Here is a 1,780-nt window from a genome sequence, read left to right as displayed (position 1 = left end):
TTTAATATCAAATTGTATTGGAGGTTTAAAAAAAACAAAAAAGAGTGAATTTAGAGATCATTAAACTTCATAAAAATGGTACAATGCTGAGACATTCTGAGATTCCAATTCGGTAAAAATTCCACCAAAACTTAAAAAGAAAGGTAGTTAAGGGTTGAAATACCTCTTCAATAATAACTATTAGAGAAAACCTTTTAGGTTTTTGGAACTAATTGTTCTTGGCAGTTGAAAACGTGTTCTCGAACGGAACGCCGCCCAGACCTAAGGCCGTTTCTTCATTTGATTTTAGCAAATCAAATTTCGAAATGCTCGAACTGACAAAAGGAGTCGAGATGTACACAGTACTGATTTAAGAACTAGTTGTATTCGGCATTTCCAGACGTGTTCTCGAACGGAACGCCGCCCAGACCTAAGGCCGTTTCTTCATTTGATTTTAGCAAATCAAATTTCGAAATGCTCGAACTGACAAAAGGAGTCGAGATGTACACAGTACTGATTTAAGAACTAGTTGTATTCGGCATTTCCAGACGTGTTCTCGAACGGAACGCCGCCCAGACCTAAGGCCGTTTCTTCATTTGATTTTAGCAAATCAAATTTCGAAATGCTCGAACTGACAAAAGGAGTCGAGATGTACACAGTACTGATTTAAGAACTAGTTGTATTCGGCATTTCCAGACGTGTTCTCGAACGGAACGCCGCCCAGACCTAAGGCCGTTTCTTCATTTGATTTTAGCAAATCAAATTTCGAAATGCTCGAACTGACAAAAGGAGTCGAGATGTACACAGTACTGATTTAAGAACTAGTTGTATTCGGCATTTCCAGACGTGTTCTCGAACGGAACGCCGCCCAGACCTAAGGCCGTTTCTTCATTTGATTTTAGCAAATCAAATTTCGAAATGCTCGAACTGACGTTGTATTTGGCATTTACACAGTACTGATTTAAGAACTAGTTGTATTCGGCATTTCCAGACGTGTTCTCGAACGGAACGCCGCCCAGACCTAAGGCCGTTTCTTCATTTGATTTTAGCAAATCAAATTTCGAAATGCTCGAACTGACAAAAGGAGTCGAGATGTACACAGTACTGATTTAAGAACTAGTTGTATTCGGCATTTCCAGACGTGTTCTCGAACGGAACGCCGCCCAGACCTAAGGCCGTTTCTTCATTTGATTTTAGCAAATCAAATTTCGAAATGCTCGAACTGACAAAAGGAGTCGAGATGTACACAGTACTGATTTAAGAACTAGTTGTATTCGGCATTTCCAGACGTGTTCTCGAACGGAACGCCGCCCAGACCTAAGGCCGTTTCTTCATTTGATTTTAGCAAATCAAATTTCGAAATGCTCGAACTGACAAAAGGAGTCGAGATGTACACAGTACTGATTTAAGAACTAGTTGTATTCGGCATTTCCAGACGTGTTCTCGAACGGAACGCCGCCCAGACCTAAGGCCGTTTCTTCATTTGATTTTAGCAAATCAAATTTCGAAATGCTCGAACTGACAAAAGGAGTCGAGATGTACACAGTACTGATTTAAGAACTAGTTGTATTCGGCATTTCCAGACGTGTTCTCGAACGGAACGCCGCCCAGACCTAAGGCCGTTTCTTCATTTGATTTTAGCAAATCAAATTTCGAAATGCTCGAACTGACAAAAGGAGTCGAGATGTACACAGTACTGATTTAAGAACTAGTTGTATTCGGCATTTCCAGACGTGTTCTCGAACGGAACGCCGCCCAGACCTAAGGCCGTTTCTTCATTTGATTTTAGCAAATCAAATTT

General features: G+C 40.7%; 9 protein-coding genes. All 9 read right to left on the bottom strand.

Annotation, left to right across the window (positions count from 1 at the left end; genetic code table 11):
• Positions 1–208: 208 nt before the first annotated feature.
• Positions 209–340, bottom strand: a complete 132-nt coding sequence (locus EGI24_RS14460) for a hypothetical protein (protein ID WP_255049173.1) — start codon at positions 338–340, stop codon at positions 209–211.
• Between the two features lie 16 nt (positions 341–356).
• Complete coding sequence (locus EGI24_RS14455) at positions 357–488, bottom strand: hypothetical protein (RefSeq protein WP_255049172.1); 132 nt, start codon at positions 486–488, stop codon at positions 357–359.
• A gap of 16 nt (positions 489–504) precedes the next feature.
• Positions 505–636 (bottom strand): hypothetical protein, encoded by a 132-nt coding sequence (locus tag EGI24_RS14450; protein WP_255049172.1) that lies wholly within the window; start codon positions 634–636, stop codon positions 505–507.
• A gap of 16 nt (positions 637–652) precedes the next feature.
• Positions 653–784, bottom strand: a complete 132-nt coding sequence (locus EGI24_RS14445; protein WP_255049172.1) for a hypothetical protein — start codon at positions 782–784, stop codon at positions 653–655.
• 163 nt (positions 785–947) lie between these two features.
• A complete protein-coding gene (locus EGI24_RS14440) occupies positions 948–1,079 on the bottom strand; it encodes a hypothetical protein (protein ID WP_255049172.1) in 132 nt (43 codons plus the stop codon).
• A gap of 16 nt (positions 1,080–1,095) precedes the next feature.
• Complete coding sequence (locus EGI24_RS14435; RefSeq protein ID WP_255049172.1) at positions 1,096–1,227, bottom strand: hypothetical protein; 132 nt, start codon at positions 1,225–1,227, stop codon at positions 1,096–1,098.
• Between the two features lie 16 nt (positions 1,228–1,243).
• Positions 1,244–1,375 (bottom strand): hypothetical protein, encoded by a 132-nt coding sequence (locus EGI24_RS14430; RefSeq protein ID WP_255049172.1) that lies wholly within the window; start codon positions 1,373–1,375, stop codon positions 1,244–1,246.
• A 16-nt stretch (positions 1,376–1,391) separates the two neighbouring features.
• Positions 1,392–1,523 carry a hypothetical protein gene (locus EGI24_RS14425; protein ID WP_255049172.1) on the bottom strand — a complete coding sequence of 44 codons (132 nt, stop codon included), beginning with the start codon at positions 1,521–1,523 and terminating at the stop codon, positions 1,392–1,394.
• A gap of 16 nt (positions 1,524–1,539) precedes the next feature.
• Positions 1,540–1,671, bottom strand: a complete 132-nt coding sequence (locus tag EGI24_RS14420) for a hypothetical protein (protein ID WP_255049172.1) — start codon at positions 1,669–1,671, stop codon at positions 1,540–1,542.
• Positions 1,672–1,780 lie beyond the last annotated feature (109 nt).

Origin of the sequence: Lacihabitans sp. CS3-21, from assembly GCF_024343675.1 — a bacterium.
In the GTDB taxonomy this organism is placed as follows: Bacteria; Bacteroidota; Bacteroidia; order Cytophagales; family Spirosomataceae; genus Leadbetterella.
The sequence above is the reverse complement of the archived record's forward strand: the minus strand, read 5'-3'. Positions and strand labels throughout refer to the sequence as shown.